Origin of the sequence: Haladaptatus sp. DYF46 (assembly GCF_021083305.1) — an archaeon.
In the GTDB taxonomy this organism is placed as follows: domain Archaea; phylum Halobacteriota; class Halobacteria; order Halobacteriales; family Haladaptataceae; genus Haladaptatus.
In genome coordinates, this window is the sequence record NZ_JAJFAY010000001.1 from 381545 (window position 1) to 399399 (window position 17855).

26 protein-coding genes and 1 tRNA gene are annotated in these 17855 nt (G+C 62.0%); 16 read left to right on the plus strand and 11 right to left on the minus strand.

Annotated elements, in window-relative coordinates; all coding sequences use genetic code 11:
• The first annotated feature begins 43 nt into the window (after positions 1-43).
• Both LJF34_RS02100 and LJF34_RS02105 read left to right on the plus strand, forming a co-directional pair.
• Positions 44-340, plus strand: a complete 297-nt coding sequence (locus LJF34_RS02100) for an ArsR family transcriptional regulator (protein ID WP_231182975.1) — start codon at positions 44-46, stop codon at positions 338-340.
• Between the two features lie 58 nt (positions 341-398).
• Complete coding sequence (locus LJF34_RS02105) at positions 399-914, plus strand: acyltransferase (RefSeq protein ID WP_231182976.1); 516 nt, start codon at positions 399-401, stop codon at positions 912-914.
• A gap of 32 nt (positions 915-946) precedes the next feature.
• Here the strand turns inward: LJF34_RS02105 and LJF34_RS02110 are convergent, their stop codons facing one another.
• A complete protein-coding gene (locus LJF34_RS02110) occupies positions 947-1225 on the minus strand; it encodes a helix-turn-helix transcriptional regulator (protein ID WP_231182977.1) in 279 nt (92 codons plus the stop codon).
• An 83-nt stretch (positions 1226-1308) separates the two neighbouring features.
• Between LJF34_RS02110 and LJF34_RS02115 the strand changes: the two genes are divergently transcribed.
• The 3 genes from LJF34_RS02115 (at position 1309) to LJF34_RS02125 (ending at position 3296) form a co-directional block, all read left to right on the plus strand.
• Positions 1309-1575 (plus strand): hypothetical protein, encoded by a 267-nt coding sequence (locus tag LJF34_RS02115; RefSeq protein WP_231182978.1) that lies wholly within the window; start codon positions 1309-1311, stop codon positions 1573-1575.
• 134 nt (positions 1576-1709) lie between these two features.
• Entirely contained in the window at positions 1710-2522 is an 813-nt protein-coding gene (gene dacZ, locus LJF34_RS02120; RefSeq protein WP_231182979.1) for a diadenylate cyclase DacZ, read from the plus strand.
• The gene (locus LJF34_RS02125) at positions 2523-3296 is read left to right on the plus strand and encodes a mechanosensitive ion channel domain-containing protein (RefSeq protein WP_231182980.1); all 774 of its coding nucleotides are present in this window, start codon (positions 2523-2525) and stop codon (positions 3294-3296) included.
• 43 nt (positions 3297-3339) lie between these two features.
• On the opposite strand, the gene LJF34_RS02130 is transcribed toward LJF34_RS02125, so the two are convergent.
• The gene (locus tag LJF34_RS02130; protein ID WP_231182981.1) at positions 3340-4482 is read right to left on the minus strand and encodes an acyl-CoA dehydrogenase; all 1143 of its coding nucleotides are present in this window, start codon (positions 4480-4482) and stop codon (positions 3340-3342) included.
• A gap of 69 nt (positions 4483-4551) precedes the next feature.
• A complete protein-coding gene (locus LJF34_RS02135) occupies positions 4552-4842 on the minus strand; it encodes a hypothetical protein (RefSeq protein ID WP_231182982.1) in 291 nt (96 codons plus the stop codon).
• A 132-nt stretch (positions 4843-4974) separates the two neighbouring features.
• On the opposite strand from LJF34_RS02135, the gene LJF34_RS02140 reads away from it, so the two are divergent.
• Positions 4975-5799 carry a hypothetical protein gene (locus tag LJF34_RS02140; protein WP_231185029.1) on the plus strand — a complete coding sequence of 275 codons (825 nt, stop codon included), beginning with the start codon at positions 4975-4977 and terminating at the stop codon, positions 5797-5799.
• On the opposite strand, the gene LJF34_RS02145 is transcribed toward LJF34_RS02140, so the two are convergent.
• Entirely contained in the window at positions 5783-6349 is a 567-nt protein-coding gene (locus LJF34_RS02145; protein WP_231182983.1) for an NUDIX domain-containing protein, read from the minus strand. The two genes, LJF34_RS02140 and LJF34_RS02145, sit on opposite strands and share 17 nt — an antisense overlap.
• Positions 6350-6508: 159 nt before the next feature.
• On the opposite strand from LJF34_RS02145, the gene LJF34_RS02150 reads away from it, so the two are divergent.
• The 5 genes from LJF34_RS02150 (at position 6509) to LJF34_RS02170 (ending at position 9404) form a co-directional block, all read left to right on the plus strand.
• Entirely contained in the window at positions 6509-6697 is a 189-nt protein-coding gene (locus tag LJF34_RS02150; protein ID WP_231182984.1) for a DUF1918 domain-containing protein, read from the plus strand.
• A gap of 30 nt (positions 6698-6727) precedes the next feature.
• Entirely contained in the window at positions 6728-7147 is a 420-nt protein-coding gene (locus LJF34_RS02155) for an RNA-binding protein (protein ID WP_231182985.1), read from the plus strand.
• Positions 7148-7509: 362 nt separating this feature from the next.
• On the plus strand, positions 7510-8196 hold the full coding sequence (locus tag LJF34_RS02160) for a helix-turn-helix domain-containing protein (RefSeq protein WP_231182986.1): 687 nt from the start codon (positions 7510-7512) through the stop codon (positions 8194-8196).
• An 87-nt stretch (positions 8197-8283) separates the two neighbouring features.
• Positions 8284-9087: an alpha/beta hydrolase gene (locus LJF34_RS02165; protein ID WP_231182987.1), complete on the plus strand. Its 804-nt coding sequence runs from the start codon at positions 8284-8286 to the stop codon at positions 9085-9087.
• A gap of 134 nt (positions 9088-9221) precedes the next feature.
• On the plus strand, positions 9222-9404 hold the full coding sequence (locus LJF34_RS02170) for a hypothetical protein (protein WP_231182988.1): 183 nt from the start codon (positions 9222-9224) through the stop codon (positions 9402-9404).
• Between the two features lie 387 nt (positions 9405-9791).
• Here the strand turns inward: LJF34_RS02170 and LJF34_RS02175 are convergent.
• Positions 9792-9876 (minus strand) — tRNA-Leu (locus LJF34_RS02175).
• Between the two features lie 86 nt (positions 9877-9962).
• Here LJF34_RS02175 and LJF34_RS02180 point away from each other — a divergent pair.
• Positions 9963-10283: a transcription initiation factor IIB family protein gene (locus LJF34_RS02180; protein ID WP_231182989.1), complete on the plus strand. Its 321-nt coding sequence runs from the start codon at positions 9963-9965 to the stop codon at positions 10281-10283.
• A gap of 18 nt (positions 10284-10301) precedes the next feature.
• Here LJF34_RS02180 and LJF34_RS02185 read toward each other — a convergent pair whose 3' ends face one another.
• Both LJF34_RS02185 and LJF34_RS02190 read right to left on the minus strand, forming a co-directional pair.
• A complete protein-coding gene (locus LJF34_RS02185) occupies positions 10302-10781 on the minus strand; it encodes a phosphopantetheine adenylyltransferase (RefSeq protein WP_231182990.1) in 480 nt (159 codons plus the stop codon).
• Positions 10782-10831: 50 nt separating this feature from the next.
• Entirely contained in the window at positions 10832-11596 is a 765-nt protein-coding gene (locus LJF34_RS02190; RefSeq protein ID WP_231182991.1) for an ArsR family transcriptional regulator, read from the minus strand.
• Between the two features lie 105 nt (positions 11597-11701).
• Between LJF34_RS02190 and LJF34_RS02195 the strand changes: the two genes are divergently transcribed.
• The gene (locus tag LJF34_RS02195) at positions 11702-12625 is read left to right on the plus strand and encodes a peptidylprolyl isomerase (protein WP_231182992.1); all 924 of its coding nucleotides are present in this window, start codon (positions 11702-11704) and stop codon (positions 12623-12625) included.
• 42 nt (positions 12626-12667) lie between these two features.
• Positions 12668-13273 carry a hypothetical protein gene (locus LJF34_RS02200; protein ID WP_231182993.1) on the plus strand — a complete coding sequence of 202 codons (606 nt, stop codon included), beginning with the start codon at positions 12668-12670 and terminating at the stop codon, positions 13271-13273.
• A gap of 7 nt (positions 13274-13280) precedes the next feature.
• Here LJF34_RS02200 and LJF34_RS02205 read toward each other — a convergent pair whose 3' ends face one another.
• The 3 genes from LJF34_RS02205 to pyrB form a co-directional block, all read right to left on the minus strand.
• Positions 13281-13943, minus strand: a complete 663-nt coding sequence (locus LJF34_RS02205) for a hypothetical protein (RefSeq protein ID WP_231182994.1) — start codon at positions 13941-13943, stop codon at positions 13281-13283.
• Positions 13944-14019: 76 nt separating this feature from the next.
• A complete protein-coding gene (gene pyrI / locus LJF34_RS02210) occupies positions 14020-14481 on the minus strand; it encodes an aspartate carbamoyltransferase regulatory subunit (protein WP_231182995.1) in 462 nt (153 codons plus the stop codon).
• On the minus strand, positions 14478-15389 hold the full coding sequence (pyrB, locus tag LJF34_RS02215; RefSeq protein ID WP_231182996.1) for an aspartate carbamoyltransferase: 912 nt from the start codon (positions 15387-15389) through the stop codon (positions 14478-14480). Before pyrB ends, pyrI begins: the two co-directional genes overlap by 4 nt.
• Positions 15390-15471: 82 nt before the next feature.
• Between pyrB and LJF34_RS02220 the strand changes: the two genes are divergently transcribed.
• Both LJF34_RS02220 and LJF34_RS02225 read left to right on the plus strand, forming a co-directional pair.
• Positions 15472-16110, plus strand: a complete 639-nt coding sequence (locus tag LJF34_RS02220) for a P-loop NTPase (RefSeq protein ID WP_231182997.1) — start codon at positions 15472-15474, stop codon at positions 16108-16110.
• A 23-nt stretch (positions 16111-16133) separates the two neighbouring features.
• On the plus strand, positions 16134-16757 hold the full coding sequence (locus LJF34_RS02225; protein ID WP_231182998.1) for a transcriptional regulator: 624 nt from the start codon (positions 16134-16136) through the stop codon (positions 16755-16757).
• Positions 16758-16812: 55 nt separating this feature from the next.
• On the opposite strand, the gene aglJ is transcribed toward LJF34_RS02225, so the two are convergent.
• Positions 16813-17721, minus strand: a complete 909-nt coding sequence (aglJ, locus tag LJF34_RS02230; RefSeq protein ID WP_231182999.1) for an S-layer glycoprotein N-glycosyltransferase AglJ — start codon at positions 17719-17721, stop codon at positions 16813-16815.
• Between the last annotated feature and the right edge of the window lie 134 nt (positions 17722-17855).

Sequence of the window (17855 nt, forward strand, 5' to 3'; positions counted from 1 at the left end):
TCAATCGGCCTATAATCAAGTCATCTCGACCTGATGAATTCGTATGGAACAACTGACCGCGGACGAAATATTCGACGTGTTGTCGCATCGTCAGCGTCGCCACGTCCTCTCCACCCTTTTGGACAGCGACGACGAAATCACCGTCTCGGAACTCGCGGAGATGACCAGTTCGAAATCCGACGGCGACGCATCGCGTATCGAAGTCGGCCTCCATCACTCCCATCTCCCGCGTCTCGAAGGGATGGGAATCGTGGAGTACGACCGCGACGCCGAGACGGTCGAACCGACCGCCGCCGTCGCCGACCTCGAACCGTTTTTCGAACTGGCGGGCGAGCGGTGAGAAACCGGTCGTACGGGAGAGAGGTAGGTTCAAGCTAATTCGAACGAAAGGCGGGACCGTGAGCGACGACACGACCCGGCGTCACGAGCGAATCACGCGCCACGAAACGCCCGGCGGCCTGAACTCCTTGCAGTATTGGACGAACGCCCGGAATCCGCTTCGGGTCGCGATACACTACCTCGTCATCTGGCTCGTCCGAATCAATCCGAGCCTTCGACTGAAGAACTGGCTCCTTCGGGGCATCGGCGTCTCGGTCGGTCGCGGGGTATCGTGGGGGTTGGAATCGACGCCGGACGTGTTCTGGCCCGACCTCATCACCGTCGAGGACCACGCCATCATCGGCTACGACGCGACCATCCTCTGTCACGAGTTTTTACAGGACGAGTACCGGACCGGCGAAGTCGTCATCGGCGAACGCGCGATGATCGGCGCGAACGCGACAATCCTCCCCGGCGTGGAAATCGGCGCGAACGCACAGGTCGCGGCCAACTCGCTGGTGACGCGGGACGTTCCCCCGGACACGACGGTCGCGGGCGTCCCCGCCACGGAGATGTCGAGCGACAGGGTGACGTAGTCGGCGTTCAGTCGGACCTGCACATCGGTGGGTCAGTTCCCGATACTCGCTTTCATCCATTCGAACTGTTCTTCGAGCCGTTTTCGTCCCACATCCGTCAGCGAGAACACGTCGTACAGCCCTTCGACGCGCTTTTCGACGTGGCCGCTTTCCACGAGTCGTTCGAGCGTGGCGTAGTATCGTTTCGGCTCTATCTGTTTGTCGTACCGCGATTCCAGTCGGGTCTTGAGTTTCTGGCCGCGGAGTTCCCCGGCCTCGGCGAGGAGGATGCACATGTCCCGGCGGGTGCCGCTCTGGTGCCAGCGCGTCATGCTCGGGAGTGGGGCGGCGGCCTTCACGTGGCTTTCGGGTTGGAACCGATAGCTTCGACTGTCCTCCCTTCGAACCGCCGCGTATGAGCACCTCGAACGACGGAATCACGGCACGCTACTTCGAAACCGACCACGAGCGCGTCCTCGAATTCTCACGCGAGGGTCGAACCGCGACGGTCGCACAGAACCGCGACGGGTACGGAATGCTGAAAGTTCGGGAGACGCCGGAGAGTCCGGAACTGGAACGGTACTACGGGTTCGACATGGCGCTCGATCACGTCGCGGAACTGCTGTCCGTTCGACCGAATGACCTGCCGGTTCCCGACCCCGCGTCGGATATGGGAATGTAAAAATTCGGACACAGGTGGCGTCGAAACCCGACAAACATCTCCAGTCAACGATGGGAGACAGGTACGCAAAAAGAGATTTCTGATGACATATACCCCCACAAACCTTTTCTCCGGTGATTGAGTGGCCTTCTGTAATGGCTACCCTGAGCGAACTTCTGGAGGACCTCGTCGGAGGTGTCGACGCAGTGTTTCTCTTCTCCCCGAGCGGGTCGTACTACGAACGGTTCGCGGACCTCAACGACACCGACGTGGTCGTCGTTGCTCCCAGCAACAACATCGGCGCGAACGACTTCGTGGAACTGCCGCTCGAATTCCAGAACGTCAAGGATCGCATTCGGTTCGGCATCGAGGGGGCTATCGATAACGGACTCGCGGAGGACGGGGACGAACTGACGTGCGTCGCGAGCATGTTCGACGACGGCGTCGATACCGTCACCCGCGTCAGGGCCGACGAGGACGCCCATTCGGGAATCTACGACCTCTTCGCCAACTCGCGGGCCGATCCCGGCGTCATTCGCGACGTCTTCGAAGTCGCCATCGAACTCGGGAAGAAGGGTCAGAAGGGCAAACCCGTCGGCGCGCTGTTCGTCGTCGGCGATGCGGGCAAAGTGATGAACAAGTCCCGTCCGCTGTCGTACAACCCCTTCGAGAAGAGTCACGTGCACGTCGGCGACCCCATCGTGAACGTCATGCTGAAGGAGTTCTCCCGACTCGACGGCGCGTTCGTCATCTCCGATTCGGGAAAGATCGTCTCGGCGTACCGCTACCTCGAACCGTCCGCGGAGGGCGTGGACATCCCGAAAGGACTCGGGGCACGGCACATGGCGGGCGGTGCCATCACCCGCGATACGAACGCCACCGCCATCGTCCTCTCGGAGAGTGATGGCCTCGTCCGGGCGTTCAAGGGCGGTGAAATCATCCTCGAACTGGACCCGGAGGCGTACTAGATGGCGGACTGGCAGGTACTCCTCCAGCAGGAGTATCGCGTCGTTCTCGCACTCCTCATCCTCATCGTCGGCGGTATCGCGGGCTATCTCCTCGGCCGATTGAACATGCGTATCCTCAAAGCGGCCGGTCTCCCCGAAGTCGTCGAAGGGACGCCCTTCGAACGGACCGCCCGCAGCCTCGGAACGACGACGGTTTCGCTCATCGCACGTCTCACCTCGTGGTTCATCTACGGCGTCACGATTCTCCTCGCGCTCAACACGGCCGAACTGCCGCTCAGCACCCAACTATTCTGGCAAATCATCCTCTTCACGCCGCAGTTGTTCGTCGCGGCGCTCGTGTTCATCATCGGGTTCGTCGTCGCGGACAAGGCCGAACTGTTGGTGAGCGAACGCCTTCGCAGCGTCAAACTCCCCGAAGTCAACGTCATCCCGCGAATCGTCAAATACAGCATCGTCTACATCTCGTCGCTCATCGCCCTGAGTCAGATCGGAATCGCGGTACTCACCCTCCTCGTCCTCTTCGGCGCGTACGTCGCCGCTGCCATCGTCTTCGGTGCGGTGGCATTCTGGGACCTGCTTCGCTCCTCGGCGGCGGGGATCTACCTCCTCCTCAATCAGCCCTACGGCATCGGCGACGAGATTCGCGTCGCTGGCAATCAGGGAATCGTCCAAGAGGTGGATATGTTCGTCACGCACATCGAAAACGACGGCGAGGAGTTCATCATCCCGAACCACCTCGTCTTCCGAAAGGGAGCGGTTCGGCTCCGTAACTGAGGCTTCTCGCTCAAAAACCGTTTTTCCCGCCCGGTACCCGAATTCAGTCGAGCATCTGTGCTGCAATCGTGTTCCGCAGGACTTCGCTCGTCCCCTCGTAAATTTCGTTCAGTTTGGCGTCGCGGTAGTAGCGTTCCGCGTCGAAATCGGTGGTGTAGCCGTAACCGCCGTGGATCTGGATGCCCTCGTTGGCCACCTCCCGACTGATTTCGCTGGCGAACAGTTTTGCCTGCGCGGCCTGCTTGATGAAGTCCTCGCCCCGAATCTTGCGGTCCGCGGCTTGGTGCATGAGGAGTTTGGCGGCCTGCACCTTCGTGTCCATGTCGGCCAGTTTGTGCTGAATGGTTTGGAAGTCGCTGATGGGTCGGTCGAACTGCTCGCGCTGCTGGGCGTATTCCAGCGCGTCGTCCCGCGCGGCGCGGGCGAGGCCGATGCTCCGCGCGGCGATGGTGATGCGCCCGCCGTTGAGCGTCTTCAGCGCGTGAACGAAGCCGCGTCCCTCCTCGCCGAGCAGGCGATCCTCGGGAATGCGCATGTCGTCGAAGCGGAGTTCGGCGGTCGGACAGCCCTTGTCGCCGAGTTTGTGCTCGGTTCCCTCGACGTGGAAGCCGTCGTCCTCCTCGGGGCGGACGACGAACGACGAGATGCCCTCCTTGCCCGCGTCGGGGCCCGTCTTGGCGAAGACGGTGATGGTTTCGGCGACGGAGCCGTTCGAAATCCAGAGTTTACCGCCGTCGATGACGTACTCGTCTCCCTCCTTCTCCGCGGTGGTGTCCATCGCCGGAACGTCGCTGCCCGCGCCGGGTTCCGAGAGCGCGAACGCGCCGATGTCGATGCCCTCGTTGAGCGGCGTGAGGAACTCCTCTTTCTGCTCTTCGTTCCCGAACTCGTAGAGCATGTTGCCCGCGAGGCTGGTGTGGGCCGCGACGATAGTTCCGAGGCCGCCGCTCCCGCGCGAAATCTCTTCGAGGCCGATGGCGTAGGAGTGATAGTCGAGTCCGGCCCCGCCGTACTCCTCGGGGAAGGGCATACCCATCAGGCCGAGGTCGGCCATCTCCGAGACGAGGTCACTGGGGAACTCGTCGGTTTCGTCGATGTCCGCCGCGCGAGGTTTGATCTCCTCGTCCACGAACTCCGCGACCATGTCCCGGATCTGTTTCTGCTCTGCGGAGAGACTGAAGTCCATAACGGAAAATGCGTGCAGTCAATCCTTTACTTTTCCCATCGCGATCGGTCCCGCTACAGTAGTCGTCGTTTAGGACAGTCGTTTTCGGACGGAGTCCAGCGTGAGGACGCCCTGAATGAGGTACGACGCCTCCTTGTTCTTCGGCGCGATGGTGGCCGCGCCGAGCAGGAGCGCGCCGCGCTTCGCGTTGCCCTTCTGGAAGGCGTAGCCCGCTTGCGCGAGCAGGGACAGGATGTTCAGCTTGTCGAAGGAACTGCTCCCGTTCCCCTGTAACGCTTTCAGCGGTCGCTCGTCGCTCGGTGCCGCGGACGGGAGGAGTCCCAAGTTGGCTCGTGCGAATCGAAGTAGCGTTCGAATCATGGATTAGAGTATTAGTCTTCTCCGGGGTAGACCTGTGGTGCGAACTCGAAAGGAGTTGAAGTGGGGAGACGAACGGACGGGTCGAACGCCGCGTTCGAAACGTCTTACCGGCGTGAACCCGAACGGCGAACCATGTACGGCGTGGTGACGCGAAATCCCGAGGAACTCGACTGGCCCGAGTTCGAGCGGGGCTTTTACGAGATGAAGGACGTAACGGGGCGCGCAACCGAACCGGTCGAGACGGGCGTGAACATGATTTCGTGTTTCGGCGACAGCACCGCCGCCGAAAACGACCCTTCGTTGGTGCCCGTGAGCGACGAGGGCGAACTGGCGACTCGCGAGCGACCCTACTTCGACTGGGGCTACATCTGTCCCACTCGCGAGGCGTACCGCGAAGGCCTGTTGGAGATGGTCTCCGACGCCGCCGAAGCGTACCCGGACGTTCGGTTGGACGACATCGGCTTTCCACGGGCAGAATACTGCCACTGCGAGCAGTGCGAGGCGGAATTCGCGGCGAGCGACTACGACGACTGGAAGGCGTGGCGCGCGAGCGTCATCACGGAATTCGTCGCGGAGGCGAGCGACAGAATCCCCGGTAAGACGTATCTGACGCTGTATCCCGACCCGTATCCCGGTCACCTCTACGACCGTGCCGGTCTCGATTTGGACGCGCTGGCGGAGTACGTGGACGAGTTCGTCGTCCCGCTGTACGATATGGCCTACTCCACGACGTACTGGCTGGAAATCATCGCCAGCGGGTTCGAGGACTTCCTCGACGCTCCGTTCAGCGTCGAACTCTACGCGGTCGATATCGACATCGACGACCTCATCCACGCCGCGGAAGTCGCGGACGCCTACGGAAACGACGTGTTCTTCGGCTACGAATCGGGCAACGCCCGCGCCGCGGTGCGGCGGATGGACGCGGATTCACGCGACGGGGTTACGCACGGGAACTGAACCGCTCTTCCTTCCACGCGACCAGTTGCTCCCTGTCGCGGGTGTCGTCCGGGAGTTCGGCGAACCACTTCGCGTCCGTTATCTCGTCGTCCGGGTCGCGGACCGTCGGCGTCGTCGTTTGCGCACACGCCTGAAACACGGGGAGAACGCCCCACGTCGAGTACTCCCCGCAGCGAATCGCGGTACGTGTCGCGATTCCCAATCCCTCGTACTCGGCTTCGATGCCAGCCTCCTCGTCGAGTTCCCGCTCCGCCGCCTCGCGATAGGATTCGTCGGGATGGATGCCGCCGCCGGGGAGGACCCACATATCGACGCCGGCGTGCCAGACGAGGAGTACCTCGCGGGACGGGCGGTAGACGATGGTGTGTGCGCCGTACGGCGCGCCGTGTTCCGCAACTCGGTTGGCAAGCGTACGAAATCGACCGCGGGACACCTCGTAATGCCGCGTGAACTCCAAAAATTCCGTGTGTCGCTCGGTCAGTCGGTGATAGGTCTGCTCCGCCCGCTGTTCGGCCTCCGTCGAAAGAAACCACAGGTCATCGAGCGTCATCGTACAACTGACTGCCGACTACCCCTGAGGACGAACGAGAACCCGACCGCGCGAAGAGTACGATCATATGCCACGATATTCTGGCGGGTGAAATAAGCCTTCGGACGACGGCACTCGGGAATCGGTCGGTTTTTACGACCGGATGGGCTATCCGCCGGTATGAGCTTCGAAGAAGACGACGCGGTCATTCTGCACGACCAGCACAGCGAGTACGACGGCGAAGCGGGAACGGTGACGCAGGTCATGGAGAACATGTTCGGTGACGCCACCTACACCATCAGCTTCGAGGACGGACAGGAGACGGGCATCCCCGAGGATTCCCTCGAAGCCGTCGAGGACGAGGAGTAACTTTTCTTCCTTCGATTCGTACGTTCCATCATGGCTAGCGTTCCGTTTCACTACATCGACCTGCGGGCATTCTGCTACGCGACCGAAGACGACCAGCGCGTCGAGGACTCCCTCCGCGCCTATCTCCCCGAGGAGGCCGAAATCGAGCGCACGAAGAGCGAGGGACATCTCGGCGACCGCATCCTCATCTTCTCGGCGCGGGTGGAGAACGCGGACGAAATGCGCCACGTGTTGACGAAACTCCGGGAACTCGACGACATCGGACGGTTGCGCGACGAACTCGACCAGCGCGTGGACGACAACTGTTCGTTTTTCATCTCGCTGGACAAGCAGGCCGCCTACCGCGGTGCCGTCGAACTCGGCGACGGAATCACCCTCCGCGCGAAAGTCGAGGCCTACCCCGCGAAGAAGGACGCGGCCGTCGAGAACGCCCGAAAAGCGCTCTCGTAATAGCGATTACCGGTTTTCGTCCGGAGTTAGGCCGACACAAAGTTTATCACCGTCACCACTGTTGTGATAGACGTTACCACGCAACGCGTGGATGAGTATCATGCAAGAGTGTCCATACTGCAATTCCGACTTGCGTCGCGGTGGAAGTTCACGTACGACCCGCAACGGCAACCCGACCGGTCACAAAAGTACCGGAACAGAGTACGTGTCGTGTCCCGACTGCGGCGGCGTGATAGACGGCTTCTCGGCGCACTAACTACGATATCGTCGTGTTCCATTTTTGGTCTCTCTGACGTGTGGAGTTCGGCTCGGATTCAGTGATTACCAACACGCCCATTAGCGCCGCCCGAAATGGAAGGTCCATGGCACTCGTCGCCGAATACGAGATTACGTGCGAAGCCCTTCCGTTCGTCGACATCGCCGAGTCCGCTTCCGAGGCGACGATGGAAATCGAACTCCAGTACAATCACGGCGACCTCCCCCCGTTCATCGTCCACGTGACGAGCGGAGCGACGGCGTCGGTGGAGCGCGCGTTCGAATCGACCGCCTTCGTCGCTGAGTACTCCCTCGTCGGACGTGCGGGCGGAACGCGCCGCTACCAAGTCCTCCCAGCTATCGGCGAGGAGGCACAACTCGGCGACCACATCGAGGACCTGTCGAACCTCCATTCGCTCGCCACCGCCGAGGCCATCATCGAGCGGATTCGCGTCACGGGAACTGGGTGGATTCAAACGGGCTGGTTCGCCGACAGACGGGCCTTCGACGAGTTCAGCGAGTTCTGGCGGCACAACGGCGAGTTTTCGCTGCGGCGACTCACACACGACGGCGAGCCCGAAGCGCCGGGAGACGGACTGACGAACTGTCAACACGAGGCGCTCCGAACCGCCTACGAGATGGGATATTTCGAAATTCCGCGGGCGGCGTCGCTGGACGACGTCGCCGTCGAACTCGGAATCTCCCCGTCGTCGCTCTCCGAGCGACTCCGGCGCGCACAGACGCACCTCGTGGAGACGTCCGTGGCCTCGACGTGGCCCCCGTTGCCCGACTGAACCGACCGTCGTTTCGGCGGGTGATATAAACGGCCGTAGGATTTCGAGTCATCCTTAGCCGACTTCCCTGTCAACCAGTACATCGAGATGGAGACAGTCACCTCGGCCGACGGAACGCGTATCGCGTACGAACGACACGGAGACGGGCCGCCGCTCGTCCTCCTCCACGGCGGATCAACGCGACACTACTGGGAACCGCTTCTCTCCCGGTTCACGGACGAATTCACCGTGTTCCTCTCGGACAGACGAGGACGCGGCGACAGCGGCGATTCCGAGGAGTACAGTATCCGGCGCGAAGTCGAAGACGCTCGCGCCGTCATCGATGCCGTCGATGGAAAACCGACCCTGTTCGGACACTCCTTCGGCGGCTTGCAAGCGATAGAAACCGCCCGCATCGAACCCGTTCGAGCGGTCGTCGCCTACGAACCGGCGTATCTCGTCGGAGCATATAGGGAACAAGCTGACCTCTCCGAGCGGATGCAAGAGCAACTCGACGACGGCGCGCCTCGTGAGGCGATGAAACTCCACCTCCGGGAAGTGCTTCACGACCGAGAGCCACCCGACTTCGACGGATGGCTCGAGGCGTGGCCCCCGTGGCCAGCCTGCGTGGAACATGTCGAAAACACCGTCAGGATGGACCGTGCCCTCGAAAAGCACCGTCTTCCCGACGCTCTCGACGTGGACGCACCTGCGCTCCTCCTGTCCGGGACCGACGGCCCGTCCCACCTCCGGGACAGCGTCCGCGCGGTTCACGACGCGATTCCCGACAGTCGCCTCGTCGAGTTCGACGGCCTCGGGCACAGCGGCCCGACGGAAGCGCCGAAACGCGTCGTTGCGGAAGTGCGCGACTTCCTCGATGACGCGGGATCAATGTGGAGACGCTCTCATTAGCGGCGTTTACGGCGTCGCGGTTCGCATCGAGGCGCGGAACGCCAGTTTGTTTGCCGCGCGGACTGCGTCCGATTCGAGAACTCTCAGCTCGAATTCCGAAGAAAGCTTATTATCGTGAAAGATTCAGAAGAAGTATGGGTTTAGATAGTGGGAATTGGATAGGAATGGACGACGAGGGTATGCTTGCAGTGAACGGAGAGGATGACGGGTCGGCGGATTCCGAAACGTCGGTCCGCGAAACGATGCTCAAAGCAACGATACTCCTCCTCGTCATTTTCGCCTCCTTCTTCCTCTTCGCTTGGGTGATGTTCGGGTAGCAACCGCGGACCCCACACCGGTCGATGGGAATACCGGGGGTGCACCGCGTTTCGCTCGCCCTGTGTAGCCTGCTTCGAACTGCTCGGCACAGTTTTCCCGCTCACGACCGTTATTCGCGGAGAATGTGCGGGACCGGATTCGAACAATGCCCGGATGATTCTGCGCACTCACTTCGTTCGCTACGCAGACTGCATCCGGTCTAATTCGAATCCTCTTCGCAATTTTGCCACTCGCGGAGTTGCTCGTGGCAAAATGTGCGGGACCGGATTCGAACCAGAGCAAGACAGTCCTGCTCGTCTCACATCCGTTCGACTCCGCGGGCTGTGACTTGCAGGATTCGAATCCGCTAGCTACATTCTCCGCTCACGACCGTTGTTCGCGGAGAATGTGCGGGACCGGATTCGAACCGGCGGACCCCTACGGGACAGCGTCCTAAGCGCTGCGCCGTTGGCCTAGCTTGGCTACCCGCACGCAGTATTGGATTTTGAGGTGCGAGATAAGAAACTGTCGTTCTCCGCGGACGAGCGTTTATATCCGATGGCGCGTGATTTTCGGTCGTGTATCGGGCACGTGACCAAGTGGAAAACGAATCGTGGCTCGCCGAACTCCAGCAGGCAGCAGACCGCCTCGAACTCGAAACCGGCGCTCGCTCGCGGGCGGCGGACCTCTTTCTCTCGACCGTCTCCAGCGCCGACGACCCCGAGGAGCGCTCCAAGCGCGCCGTCGCGGCCGCCAGCCTCTACGCCGGGTCGCTCATCGAGGGCGACCAGCGCTCACAGCAGGCCGTCGCCGACGCAATCGGCGTCTCGCGGTTGACGATTCAACAGCGCTGGAAGACGGTTCTCGAAGAAGCGGGACTCCAACCGCCATCGTGGTAGCGGGATAGCAAAGCGGATTCAGTTGCGCCCTTCGCAATCCGGGGTCAAGTTGCCGTGTTCGTCTATCTCCCCGGCGACGATTCGCGTGCTAGAGATGATGTCGCCGTCCTCGGCCTCGACGTGCGGAACGACGACGATTTCGAGGGGGTCGAAGCCGCGTTCGGTGCGGAGTTCGTTGATTCGCTCGCCGCCGTGTTTCGTCTCGGGGGAGACGATGAGTATGTCGAAGCGCTCCTCGGTGGCGATGCCGGTCGGTTCGGTGAGTTTCCGAACGTCGAACTCGCGGCCGTGTTCCTCGGCGAACCCGCGGAGTTCGGATTCGAGCGCACGCTTTCGCTCCTCGAACGGGCGGACGTGTCTCTCGACGTTTCGAGTCGCCGGAGCGAGTTCGTCGCTCGTCAACCCGACGGTGACGTCACCCAACTCGAACGCTCGCTCGAACAACGCCCGATGTCCGTCGTGAACCGGGTCAAACGTCCCGCCCAACGCAACGTCCATACTCCGGCGAATGGTTCCGCGTGGTTTATCACCTTCGGAACGCCGTGCCATCATCGGACGGGCCGTGCAGCCTCGCGATACCGACGGTAAATTCCCTCCGCCCACTCGACGAACGCGGGACGATCGCAGTCCACGAGCGCGCGGAGCTGTCCGTCCTCGTCGTAGGCTCCCGCGAGCGCCCACCCGTCGCCGAGCGTCACGCCGATTCGTGCGGAGCCGTCGTACCGGTAGATGTCGATGGCGCGGGTGACGAGTCCGAATTCGAGCGGGTTGAGCGACCGTGCGGTTTCCAACGTGTCCGCGGGCATGACGAGTTCCGTCTCGATACCGTCGAACACGAGTTCCGCGTGTACGTCGTGATACAGGCGACTCAGGACGGGTGCGAGCATCCGAATCGTGTCCGTCTCCCGCGAACGGAGACGGTTCACGTACTCGCTCACCGGGGCCTGTGGTTGGTCGGGCGATGCGACGACGAGCGTGGCGTCGTGTAGCCACGTCGGGTCAGGAAGACGGGTTTCGGCCGGGAGGTGACGGAAAAACGCATCGAATCGCTCGATGGTTTCGAGCGTCTCCACGTAGTTCGCGTGCGTTCGCGTGACGAGTTCGCCGCTCGGCGTCAGGGCGTAGTTCCCGTCGCACTTTTGCACCCAGCCACGGTCGGCGAACTCGGAGAGGTTCCGCTGGGCGCTCCGGTGGGAGACGTCGAGGGAATCGGCGACGTCGCGCGGCGAACCGGGCGACTCCCGAAGAAGGGACAGTAATCGCAGTCGCTCCGGCGACCCGGCAAGAAACGCGACCGTCTCTTGGGTATCCATCGGGCCGATGTACACGTGGGAGGGTTGTAAACGTCTCCCCGAGGCCGAATTCCCTCTCGGGGGCGAAACGTGATTCTTAAGGGCCGAACGGGTGTCGTTTCGTGTATGAGTGACGAACAAGAGGCCGACGCATCCGAAGAAGAGAACGAAGAAACACAGGAAGGGCTGCAAGAAGGAAACTTCATCAGCCTCGATTACACCGCGCGAACCGTCGAGGACGGCGATCTCGTCGACACGACCAGCCAAGAAGTCGCGGAAGAAGAGGACGTGGAGACTGACGAGCGCGACTTCAGCGCGCGCACCATCGTCCTCGGCGCGGGTCACATCTTCGAGGACGTCGAAGAGGACATCTACGGCAAGGAAGCGGGCGACGAGGGAACCGTCACCGTCGAACAGGCGTTCGGCGAATACGACAACGAGCAAGTCCGCACGGTCAGCGCCGACAAACTCTCGGACGAGGACCGCTACCCCGGCGCGAACGTCAACGTCGACGGCCAGCAGGGCTACGTCGAGACCATCATCGGCGGCCGCGCACGCGTCGACTTCAACCACCCGCTCGCGGGCGAGGACCTCGAATACGAGTACGAAGTCGTCGAAGAGGTCGAGGACGCGGAGGAGAAGGCGAAGGGCCTCTTCTCGATGTACATCGACGCGGACCTCGACATGTGGCTTCAGACGGACGAGGAAGAGGAGGAAGTCGAGAACGAGGACGGCGAGACCGAAACCGAGACGGTCGAGAAGGAAACCCTCTACATCGAGGCGACGCCGCAGCTGTCGATGAACCAGCAGTGGATGTTCCAGAAACAGCAGATCGCACAGGACGTCATCGACCGCCTCGACCTGGACCGCGTCATCGTTCAGGAGACCATCGACGGCGCGGGTGCCGGAATGATGGGCGGCATGGGCGGAATGGGTGGCATGGGCGGTGCCGACCTCGAAGAAGCCCTCGAAGACGTCGATATCGACGAGGACGAACTCGTCGAGGAACTCGAAGAGGAAGGCGAAGAAGCCGAAGACGTCGAAGAGTAATCGAACCGAATCGTCTTTTTGGGTGAGCGAGCACTGTCGGGTATGCACTCCCCGACACGGCTCTTCCATCTCCATTTCAACACGCCCGACGTGAGCCACGCCGAAACCCGACTCGCCGCGCACGGGCTGCCGCCGTACCGTCGGTTCGGACGGGTCGATGGCGAGTTTCACACGCTCGACGCGAGCGACCCCGTCCCGGACGGGTTTCGGCTTCGACTGCAAAACGCCCAACGCGGCTACGTGAACGTCACGATTGCACCGGGGCGGCGACCGCATTTCGACCACCTCGGCCTCTGTACGTCCGACTTCGACGCGATTTGTGACCGCGCGGACGAAGCGGGGTGGTCCGTCCGTGACCGCGACGGGAGACGGACGTTCGTCATGACGCCGTGGGGGTTCCGAGTCGAACTGCATCCCGACGGAAGCGACGTGGAGGCGGATCTCGGGTCGTGGGAGGAGATGCATTTCGAGCGCGTCGAACTCGCCGTGGAACGGGGTGCAGAAGACCAGTTTCGAACGGTGTTCGGGGAGATTCCGGGACTCGACTTTCGACCGACCGACGAGGACGCCATCCACGTCCCGCGGTTCGAACTCTCCGGTTCGTCGTTTCCGGCAGGAAAAACGGTCGAGACCGAAGCGTTCCTCTGACTCTCCCTCACCTCGTCGCGCTCCGGGAGCGAACGTTTTCGGCCGACCACTCGCCCGCACTCGCCTTTCGAACGATCCCGGAGTCGATACTCGCGTTTTGAATTTCGACGGCGGGTTTCGGCTTCGTGTCGGGTTCGGTCACGTCCGGCGATACGGGTGCCGTGTCGGAGCGGTTCGGAACCGTCGTGTTGACCACCGTCAACGTGTCCACATTCAACGTGTCGAGGTTCGCGCCTTCGACCGTGATGTTGGTCAGGACGTGTCGCTCGATGACGCGGTTTTTCACGCCCGGGTCGAACAGATCGCCGCCCGGCACGTTCCAGATGGACCGGTTCCTGATGACGATTCTGTCCGCGGTCACGTTCTTCATCGTGCCGTTTTGGATGTGAACCGTCGCGATGGAGACGTTTCGGAGGGTGACGTTTTTCTTGGGTCCGCTCTCGGTTCGCAAGGTTCGAACGTGTACCTCGTCCACCGTCGCGTTGTTCACCGTCGTATTCCGGAGCGCCCACGTCCTGACGGTCACGTCGTTGACGGACACCTTGTACTGACCGAGTTGCAACGACGGGTTCGCCGCGGTTACTCCATCGCCAGCGACGACTGCACCGCCCGAGAATACGAGAAGAATCGACAAGACGACGGCGGCATACGTGCCGGTTCGGGTTCCCATACACGCCACGAATCGGAGCGACGGCATAAACGGCTTCGACCGTTTTCCCGAGTTCGGCGGGATAAGCTGTCGTTTCTCACTTTACGCTGATATGTGCGGGAAGGTCATCGCGGATGATGGTCTCACAGTACTCACAACGGACGCCGTCGGAGAGCACTTCGAACTTCGAATCGACCGGTTCGTCCTCCGTCGAGATGCAGTTGCTGTTGGGACAGGAGAGGATGCCGACGACGTATTCGGGTCGCTCCAAGCGGTGCTTTTCGGCCACCTCGTACTCGCGGATGATGTTGATGCTCGCGTCGGGGGCGATGAGGGAGAGCACGTCCACCTCGTTCTGGCTCAACTCCATCCCCTCGACCTTCACGATGTCTTTCCGCCCCATTCGATCGCTCGGAACGTTCATCCCGACGCTCACCGCCTCACCGTCGCTTCCGTCGATGCCGAGGATTGCGAGGACGTTGAGCGCTTGGCCGGCGCGAACGTGGTCGATGACGGTGCCGTTTCGAATCTTGCTGACGCGGAGTTCGTGGTCGCTCATTGGTCCTCCAGCATGGAGTCGAGCAGTGCCATACGCACTGGGATGCCGTTGTGTGCCTGTTCGAAGTACTTCGCGTGGGACGTCTCGTCAACTTCGGGTGCGATTTCGTCGACGCGGGGAAGCGGGTGCATGATGGTCAGGTCGTCACGCGCGTCTTCGAGCGTTTCGAGGTCGATACGGTAGTCGCCCGCGATGGCGCGGTATTCGTTCTCGTCGGGGAAGCGCTCGCGTTGGATGCGTGTGACGTAAAGGACATCCAAGGTGGGAAGCACGTCCGCGATATCCGTGTGTTCGCGGACGTTCGCCCCCGCTTCGTGGAGGTCGTAGCGAACGCTTCGCGGGAGTTTGAGGCTCCCGGGGCTGATGAAGTGTTGACGGGCACCGAAGTTGGTCAGCGCGTGTGCGAGCGAGTGGACCGTTCGCCCGTACTTCAGGTCGCCCATGATGCCGATGGTGAGGTCGTCCAGACCCGCGTTCTCCCGAATCGTATAAAGGTCGAGGAGCGTCTGTGTCGGGTGATGGCCCGCCCCGTCCCCGGCGTTGAGGAGGGGGACGTCGACGAACTCGCTCACCATCTTCGCCGCACCTTGGCTCGGGTGGCGCAACACGAGCGCGTCGGCGTAGCCTTCGATGACGCGCGTCGTGTCGGCGAGGCTCTCTCCCTTCTTCACGCTCGACGATTCGACGGAACCCATGTCGACGACGTCGCCGCCGAGACGCTTGATGGACGTCTCGAAGCTCATCTTGGTGCGCGTACTCGGTTCGTAAAACAGCAACCCGAGGAGTTTTCCCGCGTGTCGGTCCCCGAACGCCGCCGGGTCGGCGTCGATTTCGGCGGCGCGGTCGAGGACGTCCTCGATATCCTGCCGCGAAAGTTGTTTCGTGTCGATGAGGTGGTCGTGCCGCATCGTTCGAAGAGGGGTTGTCACGCGCCTTGAAAGGCACGGGTCGTCCCCGAAATTTAAATCGGATGGCGGAACCACACCCGGCATGCTCGCCATCGCCGGTGGAAAGGGAGGCTGTGGAAAGACGACGACGACGCTCGGACTCGCGGGGGCACTCGGGCGGATGCGCCGGTCGGTCGTCGCCGTGGACGCGGACGTTGACATGCCGGACCTACACCTGCTTGCGGGAGTCACAGATTCCCCAAACCTTTCGGCCGTCGCGGACGGCGAGCCGGTCGAGTCGGCGACCCATCCTCCTCCCTCCCTTACCGGCGTCGGAGTGGTTCCGGCACCGCAATCGGTAGCGGTGTCCGTTCACCTACCGACCGCGCTCCCTCGTCTTTCCTGTGCGGCCGACCACGTCCTCGTGGACTGTCCGGCGGGGGCGGGTCCCGACGCGGCGACGCCGCTCCGAATCGCGGACCACGTTCTGCTGGTGACGACGCCCGACCCGGCATGTCTCCGCGACACGGCGAAAACCGCCGCGATGGCCCGCGCGCTCGGAACGACCGTTATCGGAGTCGTCACGACCCGAGCGGACCATCCTCCATCGAAAATCGAGCGACTACTCGACTGTCCGATGCTCTCGTCGATTCCCGACGGCGGCGTCGCAGCCCTCGCCGATGAGTCCGTTCGTCGGGGGTACGACCGCCTCGCGTCCGCGCTTCTGTCCAAACACTTATGAACGGTGTGTGAGTTGTCAATCGTATGGCAGCGCGGCTTTCGACCGGTGTCCCGGTTCTCGACCGGAAACTCGACGGGGGACTTCCACCGGGAAGCACCGTCGCACTCTGTGCCCCACCGGCCAGTCAGGCGGAACTTCTCCTGACCGAGTTCACCGCGAGTCGCCCGACGCTTTACTTGACGACCGATCGGAACGAAGAGGCCGTCAGTGCCGAGTTTCGACGGGAATCCAGCCGTCGAACGCCGGAGGTCAGATATATCCCGGGCGATGCGCCGCTCGACCACGCTCGGCGGTTGTTTCAGCGTCTTCGAAGCGATTCGACGCTCATCATCGACCAGATGAACCCCTTGGAGCGGGAGGACCCGACCCGGTATCGGAACTTCCTCAACGACTTGCAGGCCCACCTTCGAGGAACCGATAGCCTCGCACTCCTCCACTGTCTCGACGGTCGACGGATTCCCGCCCAGCGGGATATCACGGAACACGCCGTCGACGTGGTGTTTCAACTCAGAACAGAAGTAGCGGGAGACCGCGTCGAAAATCGGCTCGCCGTACCGAAGTTCCGCGGCGGGCGGGCACTCCCCGAGACCATCAAACTCGAACTCACGGAGTCGGTTTCCATCGACACCAGTCGCGACATCGCATAATTCGTTCGAACGCGCCGTTCCCGTCACGGTTCTCGCGGCCGTACCGCCCGCGCACTTATCGGCGTTCGTCGATTCGACGCATCTGTTCCCGGTGGAGCGTGACGATCATATCCGAGAGGACGCCGAACATGAGCAACTGCAAGCCGAAGACGATGGAGATTCCGGCGACGACCGCGAGTACCTCGTGTGAGATGTTTCGAGTAACCCACTCGACGCCGACGTAAACCCCTACAATGACCCCGAAGAGGCCGCTCAACATCCCTACGCTTCCGAAGTAAAACAGCGGGTTGTTCGTCTTGGCGAGTTGGTACAGGGTCATGATGATGTCCCCCCCGTCCCAGAGCGGGTGGAGGTTCGTCTCCGAATCGTCCGGGCGCTCCTCGTACTGAATCGGGACGACGACCGTCGGAACGCCGTGCTTGACGCATTCGACCGCCAGTTCGGTTTCGACGCCGAAGCCGTCCGAGGTGAGATACGCCCGCTCCGCGGATTTGCGCGTGAACGCACGGTAGCCGCTCAGGATGTCCTTAAAATCCGACCCGTGGATGATGGAGAACGCACGGTTGATGACGCGGTTGCCGAAGTGGTTCAGCCGCGGCATCGACCCGTCGTTCATCTCCGCGAACCGATTTCCGATGACGTGATTGTAGCCGTCGTCGAGCGGTTCCAACATCGTCCCGGCGTCCGCCGGGTCGTACGTTCCATCCCCGTCCAACATCAACACGTACTCCGTATTGATGTGTTCTAACCCCTCTCGAACGGCCTGCCCCTTCCCGACGCCGCTCTGCGTGATGACGCGTGCGCCGTGGTCCGTCGCCACGTCGCGGGTGTCGTCTTCGGAATCGCCATCCACCACGAGAACGTTCGAGAATCCCTGCTCACGAAACCCGTCGATGACTTCGCCAATCGTCTCGGCCTCGTCGAGCGTCGGAATGAGCACGCACACGTCCTCTTTGTCGGGCATTGTCGGGGAAATGGGCACCGGGGTGTAAAAGCCCAACCTTTTGAGTCTGTCAGGGATGGGAGAGGTACCGATCCTCACCGCCCACCGACTGCCGGTCAATCCATAGATGTTTAAAACAAAACGACAAACGACCG